We start from the raw sequence: 23,979 nt of genomic DNA, 5'->3' as shown, positions 1-23,979 counted from the left end.
ACGGAATGCGTGACCGTTGGCGCCGGAGGTGGTGCCGACATGAACGCACGAGGTGCGATGGGCAGGTACGGCGAGACACTCGCCGCGCGCCGGCTGACCGAGGCCGGCATGACGGTCCTGGAGCGCAACTGGCGCGCCGGCAGGACCGGAGAGATCGACATCGTGGCCCGGGACGGGGACGTCCTGGTCGTCTGCGAGGTGAAGACCCGCAGGGGCGGCCGCTTCGAACACCCGATGGCCGCGGTGACCCCGGACAAGGCGGAGCGGCTGCGGCGGCTCGCCCGGCAGTGGGTCCACATCCACGGCGGAGCGCCGCCGGGCGGCGTGCGCATCGATCTGGTCGGCGTCCTGCTGCCGCGGCGCGGCGCGCCCGTCGTGGAGCACGCGCGGGGGGTGGCGTGATGGCGTTCGCGCGCACGTGTGCGGTGGCGCTGGTGGGCGTCGAGGGCGTGGTCGTGGAGGTCCAGGCCGACCTCGAACCGGGCGTCGCGGCGTTCACCCTGGTCGGCCTGCCGGACAAGAGCCTGACCGAGAGCCGGGACCGGGTCCGGGCGGCGGTGGCGAACTCGGGCGCCGAGTGGCCGCAGAAGAAGCTGACGGTCGGCCTGAGCCCGGCCTCCGTGCCGAAGAGCGGCAGCGGATTCGACCTCGCCGTCGCCATCGCCGTGCTCGGCGCCAGTGAGCGCATCGACCCGCGGGTGCTCGCGGACATCGTGCTGATCGGCGAGCTGGGACTGGACGGCCGGGTGCGGCCGGTGCGGGGCATCCTGCCCGCGGTGCTGGCCGCGGCGGACGCCGGGTACGAACAGGTGGTCGTCCCCGAGTGCGCCGCCGCCGAGGCGTCCCTGGTGCCCGGCGTCTCCGTGCTGGGCGTGCGCAGCCTGCGCCAGCTGATCGCGGTCCTCGCCGACGAACCCGTGCCGGAGGAGGAACCCGATCAGCAGGGACGCCCCGACCCGCTGCTGGCCGGCCTGCGCATGCCCGGCGCCGGCGCGGCCACCGGGATGCACAGCGCCGGGGCGGCGCAGCAGGACCACGGCCACGACCTCGCCGACGTGGTGGGGCAGCTCTCGGCGCGCACGGCGGTGGAGGTCGCCGCGGCCGGCGGACATCACCTGTTCCTGGAAGGACCGCCCGGCGCCGGCAAGACGATGCTCGCCGAGCGGCTGCCCGCCGTCCTGCCCCGGCTCACCCGCCAGGAGTCGCTGGAGGTCACGGCGGTGCACTCGGTGGCCGGGCTGCTGCCGCCCGGGAAGCCGCTGATCGACGCCGCCCCCTACTGCGCGCCGCACCACTCCACGACGATGCAGGCCCTGGTCGGCGGCGGCCACGGCGTCGCCCGGCCCGGCGCGGTGTCGCTCTCCCACCGAGGCGTTCTCTTTCTGGACGAAACGCCCGAGTTCGGCACACAGGCGCTGGACGCCCTGCGCCAGCCGCTGGAGTCCGGGCACGTCGTCATCGCGCGCAGTGCGGGCGTGGTGCGGTTCCCCGCCAGGTTCCTGATGGTGCTGGCGGCCAATCCCTGCCCGTGCGGGCGTTTCTCGCAGCAGGACGGCCTGTGCGAGTGCCCGCCCTCGGCGATCCGCCGCTACCAGGCCAGGCTGTCCGGCCCGCTGCTCGACCGGGTCGACCTCCGCGTCGAGGTGGACCGCGTCACGCGCACGGAGCTGACGGCGTGCGGGGCGCGCGGCGAGTCCACTGCGACGGTCGCCGACCGGGTGCGGGCGGCCCGCGACCGGGCCGCGGCCCGTTTCGACGGCACCCCCTGGCGCACCAACGGCGAGGTCCCCGGACGGGAGCTGCGCAGCCGCTGGTACGCGGCGCCCGGCGCGCTGGACGAGGCGGAACGCAGTCTTGAGCGGGGCGTGCTCACCGCCCGCGGCCTCGACCGCGTGCTGCGCGTCGCCTGGACCGTCGCCGACCTCGTCGGCCACGACCGGCCCGACGCCGGCGACGTCGCCCTCGCGCTGCAACTGCGCACCGGGGTGCCGCGAGGCGTGCCCATGGCCATCGGGGCACTGACGTGACCGCCGCCGACGGCGGCCGCGACGACGCGCTGCTCGACCGGGTCCTCCTCACCCGGGTCGTCGAGCCCGGCGACGAGACCGGCGGGCGGTGGGTACGGGAGTTCGGCGTCCGGGAGGTGGTGCGGCGGCTCCGGGAGGGCGGGCCGCCCCTGCCGGGGGCGAGTGAGCGGAAGTGGGCCGGGCTGCGCGCCCGCGTCCGGCACGCGGAGCCGCGCCGGGACCTCTCCGTCGCGCGGACGGCGGGCGTGCGGTTCGTGGCGCCGGGGGACGCCGAGTGGCCGGGGCAGCTCGACGACCTCGGGGACGCCCGGCCCCTGGGGCTGTGGGTGCGAGGCCGGCCCAGCCTGCGGATGTGGGCGCTGAGGTCGGTCGCCGTGGTCGGCGCCCGCGCCTGCACCGAGTACGGGGCACACATGGCGGCCACCCTCGCCGCCGGGCTCGCCGAGCGCGGCTGGGTGGTGGTGTCCGGCGGCGCCTACGGCATCGACGGTGCCGCGCACCGGGGCGCCCTCGGCGCCGGCGGTGCCACCGTCGCCGTCCTCGCCTGCGGCGTCGACCGGCCCTATCCGCGCGGCCACACCGAGCTGCTCGGCAGGATCGCCGAGCAGGGTCTGGTGATCGGGGAGCTGCCGCCCGGGGACCATCCGACACCCAGCCGGTTCGTGCTGCGCAACCGGGTGATCGCCGCGCTGACCCGCGGCACCGTGGTCGTCGAGGCCGCGCACCGCAGCGGCTCACTCGTCACGGCACGGGCGGCGCAGCGCCTGGGCCGGCACACCATGGGCGTACCCGGACCGGCCACCAGCGGCCGGTCGGCGGGCGTGCACGAGCTGCTGCGCGGCGAGGCCGTGCTCGTCACGGACGCCGCGGACGTCGTCGAGCTGGTCGGCGCGATCGGCGACCTCGCCCCGGACCGGCGCGGCCCGGTGCTCCCCACCGACCTGCTGGCGCCCCGCGCCCGGCACGTGCTGGCCGCGCTTCCGGCGCGCGGGGCCGCCGAGGTCGCCGAGACCGCACGCCGCGCCCAGACCACCCAGGAGGACGCGGTCGCGAGACTGTACGAGCTTCGAGCACTCGGTTACGTCGAACGACACGGCGACGGCTGGAAGTTGACACGCCAGGCGATGATCTCGCTCCGCGGTGACCGGAGCCCGTGCTGACCGAGCGTGTTCGGCCGTCCGGGGGAACCCCGACGCCCTTGGGAATTACCGCAGTTGGGGTAATTCGAATGATCACTCACTGCGATCGGGTGGCCTTCGCGGAACCTTCCGGGAGGCGCGCCCCGCGCACTCGCTCGACCGGTTCTTCGCGCAACGCGACTGTCCACTCACGCTACGCTCACGAGGGCCCCTGCATACAGGCACCAACCAGACATCGGACCGACAACGCACAGTCAGCACCACATCACGGCAGAACGGCAGAACGGCACAAGGCGACGAATGCCCCAGCACACCTCCGGGCCCGACCGGGCGGCCCTCCCCCCAGCCGCCCGGGACGGTGGCAGCGTGCGGCCGCCCGCCCCCTCGATGCTCGACGAGCTGTGGCGGTCGTACAAGACGACGGGGGACGAGCGGCTGCGGGAGCAGCTGATCCTGCACTACTCGCCCCTCGTGAAGTACGTGGCGGGCCGGGTGAGCGTGGGGCTGCCGCCCAACGTCGAGCAGGCCGACTTCGTCTCGTCCGGGGTGTTCGGCCTGATCGACGCGATCGAGAAGTTCGACATCGACCGGGAGATCAAGTTCGAGACGTACGCGATCACCCGGATCCGGGGCGCGATGATCGACGAGCTGCGGGCGCTGGACTGGATCCCGCGGTCCGTCCGGCAGAAGGCGCGCAACGTGGAGCGGGCGTACGCGACGCTGGAGGCGCGGCTGCGGCGGACGCCCTCGGAGAGCGAGGTGGCGGCCGAGATGGGCATCGCGGTGGACGAACTGCACGCGGTGTTCAGCCAGTTGTCGCTGGCCAACGTGGTCGCGCTGGAGGAGCTGCTGCACGTCGGCGGTGAGGGCGGGGACCGGCTGAGCCTCTTGGACACGCTGGAGGACACGGCGGCCGACAACCCGGTGGAGGTGGCCGAGGACCGGGAGCTGCGACGGTTCCTGGCAAGGGCGATCAACACGCTGCCCGACCGGGAGAAGACCGTGGTGACCCTGTACTACTACGAAGGGCTCACGCTCGCCGAGATCGGGAACGTGCTGGGCGTCACCGAGAGCCGGGTCAGCCAGATCCACACCAAGTCCGTACTGCAGCTGCGGGCCAAACTGGCGGGTTTCGGCCGCTGACCGGGCCGGGGTACCGGCGGCGTGACGGAGTGACTCCCGTCGCCGCGGGTGCGTCCGTAAAGTGGTTGACGTGCCAAGGATTCGAGCGGCCTCCGTGGCCGAGCACCGGTCGATGCAGCGTGCCGCCCTGCTGGATGCGGCGCGCTCCCTGTTGTCCGAAGGCGGGACGGAGGCACTGACCTTCCCCGCCCTCGCCGAGCGGACGGGCCTGGCGCGGTCGTCCGTGTACGAGTACTTCCGGTCGCGTGCCGCGGTCGTCGAGGAGCTGTGCGCGGTGGACTTCCCCGTCTGGGCCGCGGAGGTCTCGGCGGCGATGGACCGGCAGGACACACCGGAGGGCAAGGTCGAGGCGTATGTGCGCACCCAGCTCGACCTGGTCGGCGACCGGCGGCACCGGGCCGTGGTCGCCATCTCGGCGAGCGAGCTGGACGCCGGCGCCCGGGAGAAGATCCGCGCCGCGCACGGCGGCCTCATCGCCATGATCGTCGAGGCGCTGGGGGAGATGGGGCACCGGGAGCCGCGGCTGGCGGCGATGCTGCTCCAGGGCGTCGTCGACGCGGCCGTGCGGCGGATCGAGCTGGGCGCGGCGGAGGAGCCGACCGCGGTCGCGGAGGCGGCGGTGTCCATGGCGTTGCGGGGCGTGCGGGGGGTGATGGGCCGGCGGGTGTGAGGCGTGGTCCTGGGCGTCCGTGATGACGTGCGGTGCGGGACGTTCGTGGTGACCTGCGCTGCGGGGCGCTTCTGGCGTGCGCCGGGGCGAGAGCCTCTCCTGAGGCGGTCTTCAGCGACCGCCAGCGCGCACGAGCGCCGGCGCCCACCATCGCGCACCAGTGCCCCACGACTGCCCACCTGAGCCGCCCCTGAGCAGCTGCCGCGTGCCGTCGGTCAGGGCGGGAAGCGGGCGCCCCGTAAGGATCAGTCGAGCAGGGGGGAGCCCTGCACCGACGAGCCGAGCAGGGGGGAGCCCTGCACCGACGAGCCGAGCAGCGGGCGCCCGCCCCGTACCGATCAGCCGGGCAGGGGCCGTGTCGCTCCCGATCAACCGGGCAGGGGCCGTGCCGCCCCCGATCAACCGGGCGGCGGGACCTCCAGGACCGGCAGCAGTCTCGACGGCCCCCCGTTCAGCAGCCATGGTGGGAGCAGGGACAGGGGGTTCAGGTACGCGTCGCCGCTCAGCAGGCCCCAGTGCAGGCAGCCCGCCGTCGGACAGTGCGTCCCCGTCGCCTCCACCGAGCCGACCACCTCCCCGGCCGCCACCTCGTCGCCCTTCGCCACGGACGCCCTCACCGGGCCGTACGTCGTCCGCAGCGGCGGGTCGCCCGTGCCCGACAACTCCACCGAGACGACGCCCCGCCCCGCCACCCGGCCCGCGAACGACACCCGACCCGCCGCCACCGCTCGTACCGGCGTGCCGGGCGGGGCCGCCAGGTCGACGCCGCGGTGGCCCCGGCCGTACCGGGTGGCCGGAGGGTCCCAGCCGCGCAGAACCGCCGGCCGGGTGCCCACCGGCCAGGCACGGCCGACGGCCGGCACCGCCGGTCCGGGAGACCCGTCGCCGACGACGGCCACGGTCGCAGTCCCCGTTGCTGCCGCCATCCCCGTCGCCGTAATCGCCCCCGTCGCCGCCACCCCCGTCGCCGGCGCCACCGCCCTCGCCGCAGTCGCGCCCGTTACTGTCGCCGCCCCCGTCGCCGTGCCCGTCCCCGGGGCCCGGGGCGGGTCCGGGGACAGGCCCAGCCCCAGCCCCAGCACCACGATCAGCCACCCGTACGCCCTCGCGCATCGCCTCGCTCGCATGCGAGAACCGTCCCGCACCCGGACGCCGGGCCGCCGTGACCTGTGGAGAACCCACCGGTTGTGGACGGCGGCGTCACCCGGTGCCCCGCGGGTCCCGTACACTTCTGATGGCGACCCGGGCGACCGGGTCGACTTCGCACGCCCCGATACGACGCCGCACTCCGGCCCGTATCAGCGCCCCTCGGTCCCTCGTGGCACGGCGCACCGCGGGCGTCAGGCGCGGGAGCCGTCCGGCTTCCGCGGCACAACCGAGAAATTCAAGGAGATACGGCCATGGCCGTCGTCACGATGCGGGAGCTGCTGGAGAGCGGCGTCCACTTCGGTCACCAGACCCGCCGTTGGAACCCGAAGATGAAGCGCTTCATCTTCACCGAGCGCAACGGCATCTACATCATCGACCTGCTCCAGTCGCTGTCGTACATCGACCGCGCCTACGAGTTCGTCAAGGAGACCGTCGCCCACGGCGGCACGGTCATGTTCGTCGGCACGAAGAAGCAGGCGCAGGAGGCCATCGCCGAGCAGGCCACCCGCGTCGGCATGCCCTACGTCAACCAGCGCTGGCTGGGCGGCATGCTCACCAACTTCTCGACCGTCTACAAGCGTCTGCAGCGCCTCAAGGAGCTCGAGCAGATCGACTTCGAGGACGTGGCCGCCTCCGGCCTCACCAAGAAGGAGCTGCTGGTCCTCTCCCGCGAGAAGGCCAAGCTGGAGAAGACCCTCGGCGGTATCCGCGAGATGCAGAAGGTGCCCAGCGCCGTCTGGATCGTGGACACCAAGAAGGAGCACATCGCGGTCGGCGAGGCCCGGAAGCTCAACATTCCGGTCGTCGCCATCCTCGACACCAACTGCGACCCCGACGAGGTCGACTACAAGATCCCGGGCAACGACGACGCCATCCGCTCCGTCACTCTGCTCACCCGTGTGATCGCCGACGCCGTCGCCGAGGGCCTCATCGCCCGTTCCGGCGCTGCCGAGGGCAAGGGTGAGAAAGCCGCCGGCGAGCCGCTCGCCGAGTGGGAGCGCGACCTGCTCGAGGGCGAGAAGAAGGCCGAGTCCGAGGCCGCCGCTCCGGCCGCCGCCGAGGCGGAGAAGCCGGCCGAGAAGCCCGCCGAGGCCCCGGCCGACGAGGCCCCGGCCACCGAGGCTCCGGCCGACGAGGCCCCGGCCGCCCCGGCCGCCGAGGGCGAGCAGGCCTGACCGTCACCTCAGCGTCAGCGATGACGGCGGGAGCGGGTGACATGAAGCCCGCTCCCGCCGTTCACCCGTAGGTCAGCGGCGCGTCGGAGATCCACCGTCGGATGTGGATCGCAGCACCCGCAGATCTTGGAACCTCCAGACTTCGAGAAAGATTCACAGACTCATGGCGAACTACACCGCCGCCGACGTCAAGAAGCTCCGCGAGCTCACGGGCGCCGGCATGATGGACTGCAAGAAGGCGCTGGACGAGGCCGAGGGCAACGTCGACAAGGCCGTCGAGGCGCTCCGTATCAAGGGCCAGAAGGGCGTCGCCAAGCGCGAGGGCCGCTCCGCGGAGAACGGCGCGGTCGTCTCGATCATCGCCGACGACAACTCCTCCGGCGTCCTCGTCGAGCTGAAGTGCGAGACGGACTTCGTCGCCAAGGGCGACAAGTTCCAGGCCGTGGCCAAGACCATCGCCGAGCACGTCGCCAAGGCCGCCCCGGCCGACCTGGAGGCCCTGCTCGCCTCCGAGATCGAGCCCGGCAAGACCGTCCAGGCGTACGTCGACGAGGCCAACGCCAACCTCGGCGAGAAGATCGTCCTGGACCGCTTCGCGCAGTTCGCCGACGGCTACGTCACCGCGTACATGCACCGCACGATGCCCGACCTGCCGCCGCAGATCGGTGTCCTCGTCGAGCTGGACAAGCCGAACGCCGAGGTCGCCAAGGGCGTCGCCCAGCACATCGCCGCCTTCGCGCCGCAGTACCTCTCCAAGGAGGACGTCCCGGCCGAGGTCGTCGAGAAGGAGCGTCGCATCGCCGAGGAGACCACCCGCGCGGAGGGCAAGCCCGAGGCCGCCCTGCCGAAGATCGTCGAGGGTCGCGTCAACGGCTTCTTCAAGGACGCCACGCTGCTCGGCCAGCCGTACGCGCTGGACAACAAGAAGTCCGTCCAGAAGGTGCTGGACGAGGCCGGTGTCACCCTGAAGCGCTTCACGCGCATCAAGGTCGGCATCTGAGTCCGTACCGCGACGGACGCACGACCCCGGTAGGGTCGACAGCAGTCGTCCGTGTTGCGCGCGTATGCCGTCGCGCACGCGCGCGTGGCGGACGACAGCAGATCTGACGAGGAGGCCATTGCCGCGCAAGGGTTGCGAACCACCCCCGGCAATGGCCTTCTTCGTGTGTGTGACCCACGTAAAAGAGGCGAGATCTCCATGACCACCAAGGCCGAGAAGAGCGACGACGGCAAAGTACGCGGCCGGTTTCTGCTGAAGCTGTCCGGAGAGGCCTTCTCCGGCGGCGGGGGCCTGGGCGTCGACCCCGACGTGGTGCACGCCATCGCGCGCGAGATCGCGGCCGTCGTCCGGGACGGCGCGCAGATCGCCATCGTCATCGGCGGCGGCAACTTCTTCCGCGGCGCGGAACTCCAGGTGCGCGGCATGGACCGCGCCCGCTCCGACTACATGGGCATGCTCGGCACCGTGATGAACTGCCTCGCCCTCCAGGACTTCCTGGAGAAGGAGGGCGTGGACTGCCGTGTGCAGACCGCCATCACCATGGGACAGGTCGCCGAGCCCTACATCCCGCTGCGCGCCGTGCGCCACCTGGAGAAGGGCCGCGTGGTCATCTTCGGCGCCGGTATGGGCATGCCGTACTTCTCCACCGACACCACCGCCGCCCAGCGCGCTCTGGAGATCGACGCCGAGGCGCTGCTCATGGGCAAGAACGGGGTGGACGGGGTCTATGACTCCGACCCGAAGACCAACCCGGACGCCGTGAAGTTCGACGCGCTCGGCTACGGCGAGGTCATCACCCGCGACCTGAAGGTCGCCGACGCCACCGCCGTCACCCTCTGCCGCGACAACAAGCTCCCCATCGTGGTCTTCGAACTCCTGAAGGAGGGCAATATCGCCCGCGCCGTCAAGGGTGAGAAGATCGGCACGCTTGTGGGTGACCAGGGCAGCCGGGCCTGACCGGATGACCACGGAGCCCGGCCGGGGGATGGACAATGTCCTGCCGGTCGGGAACCGTGCAGGAAGAAGACGCGACGCAGCCGGCCGCCGCCCCGACAAGGAACCGCAGCCGGGCCTACTCAAGACACGCAGGAGCAAGTGGTGATCGAAGAGACCCTCCTCGAGGCCGAGGAGAAGATGGAGAAGGCCGTCGTGGTCGCCAAGGAGGACTTCGCCGCGATCCGCACCGGCCGTGCGCACCCGGCGATGTTCAACAAGATCGTGGCCGACTACTACGGCGCGCTGACGCCGATCAACCAGCTGGCCTCGTTCTCCGTGCCCGAGCCGCGCATGGCCGTGGTCACGCCCTTCGACAAGAGCGCGCTGCGCAACATCGAGCAGGCGATCCGCGACTCCGACCTGGGCGTCAACCCGAGCAACGACGGCAACATCATCCGCGTGGTGTTCCCCGAGCTGACCGAGGAACGGCGCCGGGAGTACATCAAGGTCGCCAAGGGCAAGGGCGAGGACGCCAAGGTGTCCATCCGCTCCGTGCGCCGCAAGGCCAAGGACGCCATCGACAAGCTGATCAAGGACGGCGAGGTCGGCGAGGACGAGGGCCGCCGTGCGGAGAAGGAGCTCGACGACACCACCGCGAAGTACGTCGCCCAGGTGGACGAGCTCCTGAAGCACAAGGAAGCGGAGCTGCTCGAGGTCTGATGAACGACTCTTCCTGGGGCGCGCCGCCACCAGCCGGGTACTGGGGGACCGACGGTCAGGCATCTGGCCAGGGGTATGTCCAGGGGGTCGCCCCGGCGGGTCCCGCGTACGATGCGTACATCGCGCAGCACACTCGCCCCATGCCCATCGTGCCCGGCGTACCCGAAGACGGCGGAGACCAGGATGACGACCGGGGGGCCGCCCGGCTGAGCGGCCCTCTGTTCCGAGACGAGACGTTCCACGACGACACCTCGCCGGCGCAGCCGTACCCGGCGGCGCCGCAGAAACCGGAGCCCATGCCCGACGCCTCGCAGCCGGCGCCCGCGCCGCAGCCGGCGCCGCAGAAGAAGAGCGCGGGGCGCGATCTGGGCGCCGCGATAGGGGTCGGTGTCGGACTCGGCGTGGTGATCGTCGCGTCGCTGTTCGTCGTCAAGGCCGTGTTCGTCGGCGTGATCGCGGTCGCGGTCGTGGTGGGCCTGTGGGAGCTGACCAAGCGGCTCCAGGAGCGCAAGGACATCAAGGCACCGCTGGTCCCGCTCGCGCTCGGCGGCGCGGCGATGGTGGTCGCCGGGTATGTGCGGGGCGCCGAGGGGGCGTGGGTCGCCATGGCGCTCACGGCGCTGGCGGTGCTGGTCTGGCGGATGACCGAACCGCCGGAGAACTACCTGAGAGATGTCACGGCGGGCCTCTTCGCGGCGTTCTACGTGCCGTTCCTCGCCACGTTCGTCGCCCTGATGCTGACCGCGGACGACGGACCGTGGCGGGTGCTGACCTTCCTGCTGCTGACCGTGGTCAGCGACACGGGCGCGTACGCCGTGGGCTGGCGCTTCGGCCGGACCAAGCTCGCCCCGCGCATCAGCCCCGGCAAGACCCGCGAGGGCCTGCTCGGCGCGGTCGCCTTCGCGATGGCCGTGGGCGCGCTGTGCATGCAGTTCCTGATCGACGACGGCGCCTGGTGGCAGGGCCTGCTCCTCGGCCTCGCGGTCGCGGCCAGCGCCACACTCGGTGACCTCGGCGAGTCGATGATCAAGCGCGACCTGGGCATCAAGGACATGGGCACGCTGCTGCCGGGGCACGGCGGCATCATGGACCGCCTGGACTCGCTGCTGCCGACGGCTCCGGTGGTGTGGCTGCTGCTGGTCATCTTCGTCGGCTCGGGCTGACGCCCGGCCGCCGTCTTCCGGCGCAGGCCGCCGCCCACGAGGCGCGGGCCTGCGCCGTAGCCGTGGTAGGGGGCGTGACTGTGGTGAGGGCGCAGCCGTAGCGCCGGGAAGCAGGCGGAGTACGCGGGAGCAGGCCAAGCGCGGGGGAGTGCATGACCGGGGGACCGAGGAGCCGGACGTGGCCGTGCGACTGGCGCGGAACGCCGGTCCCGCAACCACGCCGACGCTGGCGCAGGCTGCGGTACTGCGGCCCGGCGCACCGGCGCAGGAACCGGATCGTGCGAACCGTCCTCGACTTCCTGGACAGCATCTCACCGTGATGCGCGCCTCCGGGCACCGGCGACCGGGCGGGGCCGCGGAATCGATCTGCGACACTGGTTGAGTCATGCCTAAGCCCGGAGAACTCACTTTCGTCGCCCCGCGCGGAGCCAAGAAGCCGCCGCGGCATCTCGCCGACCTCACGCCCGCCGAGCGCAAGGAGGCGGTCGCCGCTGTCGGTGAGAAGCCGTTTCGTGCCAAGCAGCTCTCGCAGCACTACTTCGCGCGGTACGCGCACGACCCGGAGCAGTGGACGGACATCCCGTCCGGTTCCCGGTCCCGGCTCCAGGAGGCGCTGCTTCCGGATCTGATGACGGTCGTCCGGCATCTGTCGACCGACCAGGGCACCACCCGCAAGACGCTGTGGAAGCTGTTCGACGGCACGCTCGTCGAGTCCGTGCTGATGCGCTACCCGGACCGGGTGACCATGTGCATCAGTTCGCAGGCCGGCTGCGGGATGAACTGCCCGTTCTGCGCCACCGGGCAGGCGGGCCTGGACCGCAACCTGTCCACCGCCGAGATCGTGCACCAGATCGTCGACGGCATGCGGGCGCTCAGGGACGGGGAGGTCCCCGGCGGTCCGGCGCGGCTGAGCAACATCGTGTTCATGGGCATGGGCGAGCCGCTCGCCAACTACAACCGCGTCGTCGGCGCCATCCGCCGGCTCACCGACCCCGAGCCCGACGGCGTCGGGCTGTCCCAGCGCGGCATCACGGTGTCGACGGTCGGCCTGGTCCCGGCCATCCACCGGTTCGCCGACGAGGGCTTCAAGTGCCGTCTGGCCATCTCGCTGCACGCGCCCGACGACGAGCTGCGCGACACCCTCGTCCCGGTGAACACCCGGTGGAAGGTCCGGGAGGTGCTGGACGCCGGTTTCGAGTACAGCGCCAGGTCCGGCCGGCGGCTGTCCATCGAGTACGCGCTGATCCGGGACATCAACGACCAGGCCTGGCGGGGTGACCGGCTCGGGCGGCTGCTCAAGGGCAGGCCGGTGCACGTCAACCTGATCCCGCTCAACCCCACGCCCGGCTCCAAGTGGACCGCCTCGCGCCCCGAGGACGAAAAGGCGTTCGTCGAGGCCATCGCCGCCCATGGTGTGCCGGTGACGATCCGGGACACCCGTGGCCAGGAGATCGACGGGGCGTGTGGTCAGCTCGCCGCGAGCGAGCGGTAATCTGACCGTCGTAAGAACACCTTCACAACTTCATACTGCTGACATCGTCATATCCCACGCAATTCCGACAGGGGAGCGCCACAGCGCTGAGAGTGCGGCACCGGCCGCAGACCCTCCGAACCTGGCCCAGGTCATTCTGGGTAGGGAGATCGGTCATCACTCGAGCTGTTGCGCCCTGCCCGGAACTCCACCAGGGGCTTCCGGGCAGGGCCGCGTCTTCTCCTGGTCACCCAGGAGGAATCAGTGAGCAACACCACCAGGCGCGTCGCCGCGGCGGTCGCCGCATTCGGCATGGCCGGCGGCCTCGCCGCGTGCGGTTCGTCCGAGGACGGCGGGCAGGCATCCGGCGACACCAAGACCGTGACCCTCGTCAGCCACGACTCGTGGGCCGCGTCGAAGGACGTAATCGCCGACTTCGAGAAGGCCTCCGGCTACAAGGTCCGGGTCCTGGAGGACGGCGACGCCGGGCAGGCCGTCAACAAGGCGATCCTGACCAAGGACAACCCCCAGGGCGACGTCTTCTTCGGCGTCGACAACACACTGCTCTCGCGGGCCCTGGACAACGGCCTGTTCCAGCCGTACGAGGCCAAGGGCCTCGACCGGATCGACGCGTCCTTCAAGATCGACGGCAAGCACCGGGTCACGCCCGTCGACTACGGCGACATCTGCGTCAACTACGACAAGGCGTACTTCAGCAAGCACAAGCTGACCCCGCCCGACTCCCTCGACGACCTGACCGAGCCGCAGTACAAGAACCTGCTCGTCACCGAGAACGCCGCCACCTCCTCTCCGGGGCTCGGCTTCCTGCTCGGGACGGTGGCCGAGTACGGGGACGACGGTTGGCAGGGCTACTGGAAGAAGCTCGAGGCCAACGGTGTGAAGGTCGTCGACGGCTGGGAGCAGGCCTACAACGAGGAGTTCTCCGGCTCGGCCGGCGGCAAGCAGGCCGGCGGCGACCGCCCGCTCGTCGTCTCCTACGCCTCCTCCCCGCCTGTCGAGGTGATCTACGCCGACCCCAAGCCGGACACCGCCCCCACGGGTGTCGCGACCGGCACCTGCTTCCGGCAGACCGAGTTCGCCGGGCTGCTGAGCAACGCGAAGAACCCCGGGGGCGGCAAGGCGCTCATCGACTTCCTGATCAGCCGGAAGTTCCAGGAGGACCTGCCGCTGAACATGTTCGTCCACCCGGTGCTGGACGACGCGAAGCTGCCCGCCGAGTTCAAGAAGTTCGCGCCGGCCGTCGACGAACCCCGGACCATGGACCCGGCGAGGATCGCCGACCACCGTGACGAGTGGGTCAAGTCGTGGACGTCGCTCGTACTGAAGTAGTCACCCGCCGCGGGGGGAACGCGGCGCGGCTCGCCCTCATGGCCGGGCCCGTCGCGTTCTTCGCGGTCTTCTTCGCCTACCCGGTCGCCGCGATCGTCGCGCGCGGCCTCAGGGCCGACGGCCTCTGGCACCTCGGCCGGATCGGCGAGGTGCTGACCCGGCCCGGCATCCGGGACGTGCTGTGGTTCACCACCTGGCAGGCCCTGGCCTCCACCGCGCTGACCCTGCTGATCGCCCTGCCCGGCGCCTACGTCTTCGCCCGCCTGGACTTCCCCGGCAAGCAGGTGCTGCGGGCCATGGTCACCGTGCCGTTCGTGCTGCCGACGGTCGTCGTCGGTACGGCCTTCCTGGCGCTGGTCGGGCGCGGCGGACTCCTCGACGACCTGTGGGGCCTGCGGCTGGACACCACCGTGTGGGCCATCCTGCTGGCGCACGTCTTCTTCAACTACGCCGTCGTCGTCCGCACCGTCGGCGGCCTGTGGTCGCAGCTCGACCCCCGGCAGGAGGATGCGGCCCGGATGCTGGGCGCGTCTCCGCTGCGGGCCTGGCGGAGGGTCACGCTGCCCGCGCTGGCGCCCGCCGTGGCGGCCGCCGCGCTGATGGTGTTCCTGTTCACCTTCACCTCCTTCGGCATCGTCCAGATCCTCGGCGGGCCCACCTTCGCCACCCTGGAAGTGGAGATCTACCGGCAGACCTCGCAGATCTTCGACCTGTCCACGGCCGCCGTGCTGACTCTGATCCAGTTCGCCGCGGTCGCCGCGATCCTCGCCGTGCACGCCTGGACCGTACGGCGGCGGGAGAGCGCCCTGAAGCTGGTGGACGCGGCCGTCGCCGCCCGCCGGCCGCGCGGGAGCGGGCAGTGGGCGCTGCTGGCCGGGGTCCTGGTCACCGTCGCCCTGCTGCTCCTGCTGCCGCTCGCGGTACTGGTCGAGCGGTCCCTGGCCGCGCCCGGCCTCGGCTACTACCGGGCGCTGACCCGTGAGGACGGCGGCGCCTTCCTGGTGCCGCCGATCGAGGCGGTCGGCAACTCGCTCCAGTACGCCGTCGCCGCCACCGCCATCGCCGTGGCGGTCGGCTCGCTGGCCGCCGCCGCGCTGGCCCGCCGGGACGCCGGCCGCCTGGTGCGCGGCTTCGACGCGCTGCTGATGCTGCCGCTCGGGGTGTCCGCGGTGACGGTCGGCTTCGGGTTCCTGATCGCCCTCGACGAGCCGCCGCTGGACCTGCGGTCCTCCTGGATCCTGGTGCCGCTCGCGCAGGCACTGGTCGGTGTCCCGTTCGTGGTGCGGACCATGCTGCCGGTGCTGCGGGCGGTGGACGTCCGGCTGCGGGAGGCGGCGGCCGTGCTGGGGGCGTCGCCCTGGCGGGTCTGGCGGGAGGTCGACCTGCCGCTGGTGCGGCGGGCGCTGCTGATCGCCGCCGGGTTCGCGTTCGCCGTCTCGCTCGGTGAATTCGGGGCGACCGTGTTCATCGCGCGGCCCGACAACCCGACGCTGCCGGTCGCCGTGGCGCGGCTGCTGGGCCGTCCCGGAGACCTGAACTACGGCCAGGCGATGGCCCTTTCGACGATTCTGATGCTGGTGTGCGCCGTGGCGCTGCTCGTCCTGGAGCGGCTGCGGACCGACCGGAGCGGGGAGTTCTAGACATGCGGCCAGACGCGCTGCCGGACGAGCGGCCGGACATGCGGCCGAGCCTGCTCGGCCTCGAGGGCGCCACCGTCCGCTTCGGCGGGCGGGCGGTGCTGGACGCCGTCGACCTCGGCGTCGCCGAGCACGAGGTCGTGTGCGTGCTGGGGCCCAGCGGCAGCGGCAAGTCCACGCTGCTGCGGGCGGTGGCCGGGCTCCAGCCGCTGGACGCCGGGCGGGTGCTGCTCGACGGCCGGGACCAGACGGGCGTGCCCGCGCACCGGCGCGAGGTCGGGCTGATGTTCCAGGACCACCAGCTCTTCCCGCAGCGCGACGTGACCGGGAACGTCGCCTTCGGCCCCCGGATGCGCGGTGCCTCCCGTGCCGAACAGCGGCGCCGGGTGGGCGAGCTGCTGGAGCTGGTGGGGCTGCCGGACGCCGCCCGCCGGGCCGTCGCCGGGCTCTCCGGCGGGGAGCAGCAGCGGGTGGCGCTGGCCCGTGCCCTCGCGCCCCGGCCCCGGCTGCTGATGCTGGACGAGCCGCTCGGCCAGCTCGACCGCTCGCTGCGCGAACGGCTGGTCGTCGAACTGCGGGAGCTGTTCGGCCGGCTGGGCACCACCGTGCTGGCCGTGACCCACGACCAGGGCGAGGCCTTCGCGCTGGCCGACCGGGTCGTGGTGATGCGGGACGGGCGGATCGCCCAGTCCGGCACGCCCCTCGAGGTCTGGCAGCGACCGGCCGACGCCTTCGTGGCGCGGTTCCTCGGCTTCGACAACGTGGTCGAGGCGGCCGTCGCCGGGCAGGCCGCGGACACCCCCTGGGGCAAGCTGCCGGTGCCGGAGGACTCCCCGCAGGGCACCCGGACGGTGCTCGTGCGTCCCGCCGGGGTCCGGCTCGTCGCCGCCGACGCGGGCCTGCCCTGCACGGTCGCCGCCCGAACCTTCCGGGGCACCCATGTCGCCGTGCGCCTCCAGCCGCGGGACGCGCCCCGGCTGGAGGCGGCATGCGCGCTGCGGGCCGCGCCCGAGGTCGGGGACCGGGTCGGGGTGGAGTTCGACGTGGCGGAAATCGTGGTGCTCGGGTGAGCACTCCGCTCGTAGGGTGAGCGGCATGACAGTCCTCGCACACGACCGCTACTGCGACGAAATCACCCGGCAGACGGGGAAGTTCAGGTCGGTGCTGGCCTCCGGTGCCGACCTGTCCGCCACCGTGCCGACCTGCCCGGACTGGACCCTGGAGGAGCTGGTCCGGCATACGGGGCAGGCCCTGCGCTGGGTGGAATGGATCGTCCGCACCCGGGCCCAGGAGGAGGTCCCCATCGAGCGGGTGCCGGGGAGCGAGGGGCCCGAGGCGCGCGGTGACGCCGCCGCGCTGGAGACCTGGCTGACGGAGTCCGGCGAGGCGGTCGTGGCCGCGCTGCGGGAGGCCGGGCCGGACCTGCGGGTGTGGACGTGGTCCGGGGTCGACACCTCCGGCTTCTGGGCCCGTCGGATGACGCACGAACTCGTCGTCCACCACGCGGACGCGGTCCTGGCCGCGGGCCGGCCCTTCGAGGCGGTCCCGCCCGATGTGGCAGCCGACGCGGTGGACGAATGGCTGTGGATCGTGCGGCTCCTGCAGCGGGAGCTGCCCGACTCGCCGGCGCGGGAGCTGCGCCTGCCCGGCCGGTCGATCCATCTGCACGCCACCGACACCCCGCCCGAGCTGAACGCCGAGCGTAGCGAGATGGGGTTCCCCCCGCCCGAAGGGTGGGGGAGGCTCGTCGAGTTGGCCGAGGACGGCGTCACCTGGCGCCGGGGTCACGAGAAGGCGACCGTCGCGCTGCGCGGGCCGCTCACCTCGGTGCTGCTCGCCTTCTACCGGCGGATACCGCTGGACAGTCCGGACCTCGAGGTGCTCGGTGACCGGAAGCTGCTGGAGTTCTGGCTGGAGCGGGCGACCTTCGAGTGAGGGTGGGACGGCGATGGCCCGCCCCGCACCGGGGACGGGCCGTCAGGGTGCCGTGCGTGCGGGGTCAGCGGTTGCCGTTGGTCCCGCGGCGGCGCATGCCGAGGAAGACCGCGCCGCCGCCGACCGCGACCAGGGCGGCCGCGATGCCGGCGATCAGGCCGGTGTTGGAATCCGCACCGGTCTCGGCGAGGTGGGACTCACCGGCCGGCGAGGGGGCGTTGCTCGCGGTGCCCGCGGGAGCCGTGCTCTCGCTCTCCGACGCCGCCGGGGCCGACGGGGTCGACGGGCTCGACGGGGACGGGACCGGGGCCTCGGACTCCTCGGCCGGGGACGAGGAGCTCTCCGACGGCGTCGGCGTCGGCGTGGGCGTCGGGGTCGGCTTGTCCTCCTTCGCGCAGGCGGTCGCCGGGGTGACGAGGTTCGGCTTGATGTCCTCGTCGACGTAGCCCGCGGCCTTGACGTGGATGCGGTACTCGGCGTTCGGCTTCCAGTCCTCGGCGAAGGTGATGGTGACACCCTCGCGCGAGCCCTTGACCACCTGCTCGCCGACCTTCTTGGCGTCGGCGCCGTTGTTCTGCAGGTAGACGCTGACGGTCGCCGGGATGCCGGCGGGGTCCTTGTCGGTGACGGTGAGGACGCCCTTGGTGCCGTCGCACACGGCGGCGGCGGAGAACTCGCTGATGTCGCAGGCGAGCGCGTTGCCCGCGGCGCCGACCGCCAGGGCGAGCGAGGCGGAGGCGACGCCGAGGGCGCGGACGCCACGGCGGGACGCCGTGCGGCTGAATATGGACAGGACTGCCACGTTGGTCCTTTACAGGATGCGCAGAGATGCGGGGGGTGGACAGGGCGCCGACACCGCTGACAGCTGCCCATGACTGCCGACGACTGCCGAGAGCCGCTGTCGTCTGCTGACACGGCATCAGCACCCAGGAGTCCCACTGGTCTATAAGCGTTGCATAAGCAGTGTCAACGCATATGCCGGTCAAGGGCGTTGGCTTTGCCGTCTTATTAACCGACGACACGTTTCAACGCAGCCGGGGCGTCCTCGATCCGGTCGACCAGGGCGATCCGGGACTCCATCGACCGCCCGTGGGCCAGCGCCCGCAGCAGTGGCCAGGCCGGCAGCCGCTCCGTCCAGTGCGCCTCGTTCACCAGCACCATGGGGGTGGGCTCGCCGCGCGACTCGTAGTAGTTCGGCGTCGCGCTGTCGAAGACCTCCTGTACGGTGCCGGCGGCGCCCGGCAGGAACACCACGCCCGCGGTGCAGCGGGCCAGCAGGCCGTCCTCGCGGGTGGCGTTGGAGAAGTACTTGGCGATGTGCGCGGCGAAGGCGTTCGGCGGCTCGTGGCCGTAGAACCAGGTCGGGATGCCGACCGAGGCGCCGCCGTCCGGCCAGCGCTCCCGCACCTCGAACGCGGCACGCGCCCAGTCGGTGACCGACGGCACGTAGGAGGGCGCCTTGGCGAGGAGCAGCAGGGCATCGTCCAGCATGCCGTCGTCGAACGGGGCGGCGTAGGCGCCGAGGTTGGCCGCCTCCATCGCGCCCGGCCCGCCGCCGGTGGCCACCGTGAAGCCGGCGCGGGTCAGCTCCCGGCCCAGGCGCGCGGCGCCCGCGTAGGGCTCGGTGCCGCGGGCCATGGCATGGCCGCCCATGACGCCCACCACCCGGGCGCCGGCGAGGAGTTCGTCGATCGCGTCGGAGACGGCGTCGTCGTGGACGGCACGCAGCATGGAGGCGAATACGTCGCCGTCCGCCTTCGTCCGCTGGAACCAGGCGTAGGCACGGGCGTCCGGTGTCGCGTCGTAGCCCTCGTCGAGCCCGGTGTACAGGCCGCCGGGGGAGTAGACGTGGGCGCGGTACGGGTCGAAGGGCAGGCCCGGGACCGGCGGGAAGACCAGGGCCCCGGCGGTGCGCACGGCGGTGGCCGCCGCGGTCTCCATCGGGCAGCCGAGGAAGACGGCGCCCGTGACGTCGACGGAGGTCAGGGCTTCGGTACGGGACGTCAGATCGACGGCCTGTACGCGGTGGTGGGCGAGGGTGCCGCGCTCGGCGACCACCGCGTCGAACTCGGAGAGGGTCTCGATCTCCCGGTCGTGGGCGGCGTGAAACGGCTGGGCGGGTGACGTGTCCACCCGCCCATGCTAGGCAGTGCCCGTCAGCCCTGGACGGCCGCCGGGTCCATCCACACGACCTCCCAGGTGTGGCCGTCGAGGTCGTCGAAGGCGCGGCCGTACATGAAGCCGTGGTCCTGGGTCTCGCCGGTGGCCGAGCCGCCGGCCGCGATGGCCTTGTCCACCAGCTCGTCGACCTTCTCGCGGCTCTCGGCGCTCAGCGCGATCAGCACCTCGCTGGACTTGGTCGCGTCCACGATCTCCTTCTTCGTGAACTCGGCGTACTTCTGCCTGGACAGCAGCATCGCCACGATGGTGTCGCTGATCACGACCGAGGCCGTGGAGTCGTCGCTGAACTGGGGGTTGATCGTGTAGCCGAGTTCAGTGAAGAACTTCTTGGACGCGTCGATGTCGTTCACGGGCAGGTTCACGAAGATCATCTGCTGGTACATCCGGGCCTCTCCCTATCAGTGTCGCCATCGGCGCTGTGTCACCGATGTTCCTACGGTGTCGTGCCGTTCGAAGGGGTAGACCGGGGGTCCGATCGGAACTCATCGGCGGGGCGGAAGTTTTTCGAGGGAATTTTCACGAGCCGCTCAGCGGCAGCGCCGCCAGCTCGGCGACGACCAGGGTCAGCGGTCCGAACAGGGCCAGCAGCGCGCCGGCGCGCACGGCGGCGGCGCCGCGCAGCATCCCGGCCGGCGCCCCGAGGCGGAGCAGTGCGGCCGTGGTGTCGGCGCGGGCCTGCTTGGCCTCCACGGCGGCGGTGAGCAGCGTGGCCACGGCGCAGCCCGCCACGACCAGTGCTCCGAGGGTGCTGAGCGGGCCGAACGCCGCTCGGTCGTCCGTGGGGTACACCCTCGCCGCCGCGTACGCCGCCGAGGCGACCGCGCAGACGACCCCGAGGGGGCGGCCGACGCGGTCCGCCTCCTCCATGAGCACGCGGCCGGCCAGCAGGCGCAGGGCGCCGGGGCGGGCGGCCTGGAGGAGCCGGCCGCACAGGTGGGTGAGGCCGGGGCCGGCCAGGGCGAGGCCGAGGGCGGTCAGGGCCCAGCCGACGAGGACGCCGGCGGCGGGGGCGCCGGTGCCGGTGGCGGTGCGGGCGGCGTACGTCTCCACGGCGAGGCCCGCGGCGAGGACGGTGATGCCCCAGGGGAGGGTGGCGGTGTTACCGGTGGGGCCGGGGCGGTCGGGGCGGCCGAGGAGGTCCTCCGGCGTGTGGAGGGTGCCGTCCGTCGGGGCCGCGGGGGTCGGGTCGCTCTCCGGAGCCGGCGGGGCGCCTGCCTCGGAGGGGGCGCCCCCAGTGGGACGACCGCCCGCGGGCCGGGCCGCCCCGGTGACCAGGGCGCCCGCCGGCTGCGCCTCCTGGCCGCCCGCCGCTGCCGGCCTGGCGGTGGCGAAGCGGCCGTAGCGGCCGTAGGCGCCGAACGTCTCGCGGGTCGCCAGGCCGTACGCGCCGAAGCGGCCGTACCTGCGGCCCCGGGCGCCCGTGTCGGCCGGTGCCGGACGGGTCTCGCGGGGGCGGAGCAGCAGGGCCACCGTCGCCGACGCGGCCAGGGGGACCAGGGCGAGCAGGGTCAGCGCCGCCGGGACGGGGAGCGGCTGCCCGGGGGCCAGCGCGTCGGTGGCGGCGCCGTCGAAGGGCATGCCCGTCAGGTCGCCGCGCAGATGGAGGAAGACCAGCAGCGCCAGCATCGAGCCCAGCGTGCAGGACAGCGCCGTGGTGGTCGCCGCGACGGCCATCAGCCGGCCGGGGCCGAGGCCGATGGCCGACAGGCCGGGGCGGGGGCGGGTGCCCGGGTCGGTGCGGGCCACGGCGACGGCGAAGTACACGGTCGCGGCGAGGGGGGCCGCGCACCAGGCGAGCCGGAGGGCCGAGCCGCCCGGCGCCTCCGGGTGGCTCATCGCGTGACCGAGGGCGCTCAGCAGCAGGAAGCCGGTGCCCGCCGAGGCCGCCGCGACCAGCAGGCGGCGCAGCTGGACGGCGAGCCGGGCGCCGCGGGTCAGGCGGAGAGCGAGCACGCGGCCCGGCCTTCCGTGCCGGCGGCCCCGGAGGCCGTCGTGGTTTCCGGGACCGGGGGAAGGTGCACGGTCTTCACCCGGCGTCCGTCCAGCAGCGCCACCGTGCGGTCCGCCAGGGCAGCCGTCTCCGCGTCGTGCGTGGCGAGGACCACCGTGATGCCGTGCGAGCGGGCCGCCGTGGTGAGCGTGCGCAGCACATGGGCGCGGTCGGCGCGGTGCAGGGGCGCCGTCGGCTCGTCGGCGAACAGCACCGCGGGCGCGACGGCGAGCGCACGGGCGATGCAGACCCGCTGGCGTTCGGCCTGCTGGAGTTCGTGCGGGCGCCGCCGGGCCCCCTGGCCGATGTCGAGGCGGTCCAGCCACTCCAGGGCGGCCTTCTTGGCGCGGCGCCGGGCGGTGCCGCGCAGCATCAGAGGGAGGGCGGCGTTCTCCCAGGCGTTGAGCTCGGGGACGAGGACCGGGGCCGGGTCGATCCAGCCGAAGCGGTCCCGGCGCAGCCGCTCCCGGCCGATCGGGCCCATGGTGTGCACCGGCACGCTGTTGAACCAGATCTCGCCGCTCTGCGGCCTGAGCAGTCCGGACAGACAGCCGAGCAGCGCCGTCTTGCCGCTGCCGCGCGGCCCGCTCACGGCGAGGATCTCGCGCTCGCGCACGCCGAGCGAGACGCCCTGGAGCGCAGGGGAGCCGTCGTTGTGCTGGAAGTGCAGGGCGCGTGCCCAGAGCACGTCGTTGTCCGGCGGGGCCACCATGGGCGTACACCTCGGTTCTGATCCGTTGTTCCCTGGGTTCTGTCCCCCGTCCGGGGGAACGAAGGCAGGGCCGATCGGTCACAGGGCACGCTAGGCAGGAGCGGCCGGGAGGCCGGACAGCACGCGGCCCCGGGCCGCCGTTTCTCACTCGAACGGACGGCGCCGGGGCCGTGGATGATCTTCCTTGACGAAGATCACGAGAGCTGATCAGAGCTTGGTCCACGCCTCCGTCAGCGTCGCGCGCAGGATCTGCTCGATCTCGTCGAAGGTCTCCTGGTTGGAGATCAGCGGCGGGGCGAGCTGGATGACCGGGTCGCCGCGGTCGTCGGCCCGGCAGTACAGCCCGTTGTCGTAGAGCTTCTTGGAGAGGAAGCCGTACAGGACGCGCTCGGTCTCCTCGTCGGTGAAGGACTCCTTGGTGGTCTTGTCCTTGACCAGCTCGATGCCGTAGAAGAAGCCGTTGCCGCGGACGTCGCCGACGATCGGCAGGTCGAGGAGCTTCTCCAGGGTGGCGCGGAAGGCGCCCTCGCTGTCCAGCACGTGCTGGGTGAGGCCCTCGCGCTCGAACAGGTCGAGGTTGGCCAGGCCCACGGCGGCGGAGACCGGGTGGCCGCCGAAGGTGTAGCCGTGCAGGAAGGTGTTGTCGCCCTTGTAGAACGGCTCGGCCAGGCGGTCGGAGACGATGCAGGCGCCGATCGGGGAGTAGCCCGAGGTCATGCCCTTGGCGCAGGTGATCATGTCCGGGACGTAACCGAACTTGTCACAGGCGAAGATCGTGCCGAGGCGGCCGAAGGCGCAGATGACCTCGTCCGAGACGAGCAGCACGTCGTACTGGTCGCAGATCTCGCGCACCCGCCGGAAGTAGCCGGGCGGGGGCGGGAAACAGCCGCCCGCGTTCTGCACCGGCTCCAGGAAGACGGCCGCGACGGTCTCGGGGCCCTCGAAGAGGATCTGCTGCTCGATCTGGTCGGCGGCCCAGCGGCCGAAGGCCTCGGGGTCGTCGCCGTGGATCGGGGCGCGGTAGATGTTGGTGTTCGGCACCTTGTGCGCGCCGGGGACGAGCGGCTCGAAGGGCGCCTTCAGGGCCGGCAGGCCGGTGATGGACAGGGCGCCCTGCGGGGTGCCGTGGTAGGCCACCGCGCGGGAGATCACCTTGTGCTTGGTGGGCTTGCCGACCAGCTTGAAGTACTGCTTGGCGAGCTTCCAGGCGGTCTCGACCGCCTCGCCGCCGCCGGTGGTGAAGAAGACCTTGTTCAGGTCGCCGGGCGCGTGGTGGGCCAGACGCTCGGCCAGCTCGACGGCCTTGGGGTGGGCGTAGGACCACACCGGGAAGAACGCCAGCTCCTGCGCCTGCTTGGCGGCGGTCTCGGCCAGCTCGCTCCGGCCGTGGCCGGCCTGGACCACGAACAGGCCGGCGAGACCGTCGAGGTAGCGCTTGCCCTTGTCGTCGTAGATGTAGGTGCCCTCGCCCCGGACGATCGTGGGGACGGGGGAGTTCTCGTACGAGGACATGCGGGTGAAGTGCATCCACAGGTGGTCGTACGCGGACTTGCTGAGGTCCTTCTGGCTGGCGGTGCTCAC

22 protein-coding genes and 1 riboswitch are annotated in these 23,979 nt (G+C 72.5%); of the genes, 15 read left to right on the top strand and 7 right to left on the bottom strand.

Annotated features, from left to right (window positions below; translation table 11 throughout):
• Positions 1–39 precede the first annotated feature (39 nt).
• From ACLGIH_RS09200 to ACLGIH_RS09180, 5 genes are all read left to right on the top strand, one after another.
• A complete protein-coding gene (locus ACLGIH_RS09200; RefSeq protein ID WP_416524744.1) occupies positions 40–402 on the top strand; it encodes a YraN family protein in 363 nt (120 codons plus the stop codon).
• Complete coding sequence (locus ACLGIH_RS09195) at positions 402–2,027, top strand: YifB family Mg chelatase-like AAA ATPase (protein WP_416524743.1); 1,626 nt, start codon at positions 402–404, stop codon at positions 2,025–2,027. The genes ACLGIH_RS09200 and ACLGIH_RS09195 overlap by 1 nt, the downstream gene beginning before the upstream one ends.
• On the top strand, positions 2,024–3,187 hold the full coding sequence (gene dprA / locus ACLGIH_RS09190; protein WP_416524742.1) for a DNA-processing protein DprA: 1,164 nt from the start codon (positions 2,024–2,026) through the stop codon (positions 3,185–3,187). The genes ACLGIH_RS09195 and dprA overlap by 4 nt, the downstream gene beginning before the upstream one ends.
• Positions 3,188–3,466: 279 nt before the next feature.
• Positions 3,467–4,309 carry an RNA polymerase sigma factor WhiG gene (gene whiG / locus ACLGIH_RS09185; protein WP_416524741.1) on the top strand — a complete coding sequence of 281 codons (843 nt, stop codon included), beginning with the start codon at positions 3,467–3,469 and terminating at the stop codon, positions 4,307–4,309.
• Positions 4,310–4,403: 94 nt separating this feature from the next.
• Positions 4,404–4,979, top strand: a complete 576-nt coding sequence (locus ACLGIH_RS09180) for a TetR/AcrR family transcriptional regulator (RefSeq protein WP_416529325.1) — start codon at positions 4,404–4,406, stop codon at positions 4,977–4,979.
• A gap of 398 nt (positions 4,980–5,377) precedes the next feature.
• On the opposite strand, the gene ACLGIH_RS09175 is transcribed toward ACLGIH_RS09180, so the two are convergent.
• Complete coding sequence (locus ACLGIH_RS09175) at positions 5,378–5,905, bottom strand: murein hydrolase activator EnvC family protein (RefSeq protein WP_416524740.1); 528 nt, start codon at positions 5,903–5,905, stop codon at positions 5,378–5,380.
• A gap of 474 nt (positions 5,906–6,379) precedes the next feature.
• On the opposite strand from ACLGIH_RS09175, the gene rpsB reads away from it, so the two are divergent.
• From rpsB to ACLGIH_RS09125, 10 genes are all read left to right on the top strand, one after another.
• Complete coding sequence (rpsB, locus tag ACLGIH_RS09170; RefSeq protein ID WP_416524739.1) at positions 6,380–7,303, top strand: 30S ribosomal protein S2; 924 nt, start codon at positions 6,380–6,382, stop codon at positions 7,301–7,303.
• Between the two features lie 163 nt (positions 7,304–7,466).
• Positions 7,467–8,303 carry a translation elongation factor Ts gene (gene tsf, locus ACLGIH_RS09165; protein ID WP_416524738.1) on the top strand — a complete coding sequence of 279 codons (837 nt, stop codon included), beginning with the start codon at positions 7,467–7,469 and terminating at the stop codon, positions 8,301–8,303.
• A 198-nt stretch (positions 8,304–8,501) separates the two neighbouring features.
• Positions 8,502–9,260 carry a UMP kinase gene (gene pyrH / locus ACLGIH_RS09160; RefSeq protein WP_416524737.1) on the top strand — a complete coding sequence of 253 codons (759 nt, stop codon included), beginning with the start codon at positions 8,502–8,504 and terminating at the stop codon, positions 9,258–9,260.
• A 141-nt stretch (positions 9,261–9,401) separates the two neighbouring features.
• Complete coding sequence (gene frr / locus ACLGIH_RS09155; protein ID WP_189981158.1) at positions 9,402–9,959, top strand: ribosome recycling factor; 558 nt, start codon at positions 9,402–9,404, stop codon at positions 9,957–9,959.
• The gene (locus ACLGIH_RS09150) at positions 9,959–11,122 is read left to right on the top strand and encodes a phosphatidate cytidylyltransferase (RefSeq protein WP_416524736.1); all 1,164 of its coding nucleotides are present in this window, start codon (positions 9,959–9,961) and stop codon (positions 11,120–11,122) included. Before frr ends, ACLGIH_RS09150 begins: the two co-directional genes overlap by 1 nt.
• Positions 11,123–11,507: 385 nt before the next feature.
• Positions 11,508–12,614, top strand: coding sequence for a dual-specificity RNA methyltransferase RlmN (gene rlmN, locus ACLGIH_RS09145; protein ID WP_416524735.1), 1,107 nt, complete (start codon positions 11,508–11,510; stop codon positions 12,612–12,614).
• A 59-nt stretch (positions 12,615–12,673) separates the two neighbouring features.
• A riboswitch (TPP riboswitch) is annotated at positions 12,674–12,779 on the top strand.
• Positions 12,780–12,905: 126 nt separating this feature from the next.
• Complete coding sequence (locus tag ACLGIH_RS09140) at positions 12,906–13,943, top strand: thiamine ABC transporter substrate-binding protein (protein WP_416529324.1); 1,038 nt, start codon at positions 12,906–12,908, stop codon at positions 13,941–13,943.
• Positions 13,944–13,981: 38 nt separating this feature from the next.
• On the top strand, positions 13,982–15,583 hold the full coding sequence (locus tag ACLGIH_RS09135; RefSeq protein WP_416524734.1) for an ABC transporter permease: 1,602 nt from the start codon (positions 13,982–13,984) through the stop codon (positions 15,581–15,583).
• 38 nt (positions 15,584–15,621) lie between these two features.
• On the top strand, positions 15,622–16,650 hold the full coding sequence (locus ACLGIH_RS09130; protein ID WP_416529323.1) for an ABC transporter ATP-binding protein: 1,029 nt from the start codon (positions 15,622–15,624) through the stop codon (positions 16,648–16,650).
• Between the two features lie 25 nt (positions 16,651–16,675).
• A complete protein-coding gene (locus ACLGIH_RS09125; RefSeq protein WP_416524733.1) occupies positions 16,676–17,515 on the top strand; it encodes a maleylpyruvate isomerase family mycothiol-dependent enzyme in 840 nt (279 codons plus the stop codon).
• Positions 17,516–17,579: 64 nt separating this feature from the next.
• Here ACLGIH_RS09125 and ACLGIH_RS09120 read toward each other — a convergent pair whose 3' ends face one another.
• From ACLGIH_RS09120 to ACLGIH_RS09095, 6 genes are all read right to left on the bottom strand, one after another.
• A complete protein-coding gene (locus ACLGIH_RS09120) occupies positions 17,580–18,317 on the bottom strand; it encodes an LAETG motif-containing sortase-dependent surface protein (protein ID WP_416524732.1) in 738 nt (245 codons plus the stop codon).
• A 206-nt stretch (positions 18,318–18,523) separates the two neighbouring features.
• Complete coding sequence (locus tag ACLGIH_RS09115; protein WP_416524731.1) at positions 18,524–19,648, bottom strand: LOG family protein; 1,125 nt, start codon at positions 19,646–19,648, stop codon at positions 18,524–18,526.
• A 23-nt stretch (positions 19,649–19,671) separates the two neighbouring features.
• A complete protein-coding gene (locus ACLGIH_RS09110) occupies positions 19,672–20,079 on the bottom strand; it encodes a VOC family protein (protein ID WP_416524730.1) in 408 nt (135 codons plus the stop codon).
• 133 nt (positions 20,080–20,212) lie between these two features.
• Positions 20,213–21,649 carry a hypothetical protein gene (locus ACLGIH_RS09105; protein ID WP_416524729.1) on the bottom strand — a complete coding sequence of 479 codons (1,437 nt, stop codon included), beginning with the start codon at positions 21,647–21,649 and terminating at the stop codon, positions 20,213–20,215.
• Entirely contained in the window at positions 21,631–22,398 is a 768-nt protein-coding gene (locus ACLGIH_RS09100; RefSeq protein WP_416524728.1) for an ABC transporter ATP-binding protein, read from the bottom strand. Before ACLGIH_RS09100 ends, ACLGIH_RS09105 begins: the two co-directional genes overlap by 19 nt.
• A 207-nt stretch (positions 22,399–22,605) precedes the next feature.
• A complete protein-coding gene (locus tag ACLGIH_RS09095; RefSeq protein ID WP_416524727.1) occupies positions 22,606–23,979 on the bottom strand; it encodes an aspartate aminotransferase family protein in 1,374 nt (457 codons plus the stop codon).

The organism is Streptomyces hamibioticus (assembly GCF_047946815.1).
Lineage (GTDB): Bacteria > Actinomycetota > Actinomycetes > Streptomycetales > Streptomycetaceae > Streptomyces.
This window is presented reverse-complemented; position numbering and strand designations above follow the sequence as displayed.